The organism is Vibrio sp. 1151_11 (assembly GCF_029478525.1).
GTDB classification, from domain to species: Bacteria; Pseudomonadota; Gammaproteobacteria; order Enterobacterales; family Vibrionaceae; genus Vibrio; species Vibrio anguillarum.
In genome coordinates this window covers 1-387 of sequence record NZ_SHMN01000111.1, presented here as the reverse complement: position 1 = coordinate 387, position 387 = coordinate 1, and the positions used below count along the sequence as shown (strand labels likewise).

General features: G+C 40.1%; 1 protein-coding gene. It reads right to left on the bottom strand.

Features of this window, described 5'->3' with window-relative positions; all coding sequences use genetic code 11:
• Positions 1-10: 10 nt before the first annotated feature.
• A partial coding sequence (locus EXZ60_RS18990; RefSeq protein ID WP_194578611.1) for a VOC family protein occupies positions 11-387 on the bottom strand: 377 nt, incomplete at its 5' end.

Sequence of the window (387 nt, the reverse complement as noted above, 5' to 3'; positions counted from 1 at the left end):
GTTTGTTATGCTACCTTTTTGCCATTGGATGGCTTGGATTCAATTGAAGAAGATCCCACAAGTTTCCATACAAGTCTTCAAACACTGCTACCGTTCCATAGTCTTCTTCTGTTGGCTCGCGGACGAAATTAATACCAATCGATTTCATATGCTTAAAGTCACGCCAGAAATCATCAGTATTTAGGAACAGAAATACTCGACCGCCTGCTTGATTCCCAATGAAATCATGCTGCTCTGGCTTCGAGGCTCTGGCAAGTAATAACGTAACACCATGAGAATTTGGTGGAGCCACAACCACCCAACGTTTGTCTTGTTCAGGTTGATGAGTATCTTCAATAAGTTCAAATTTGAGTTTGTTTACATAAAAATCAATGGCTTCATCATAAT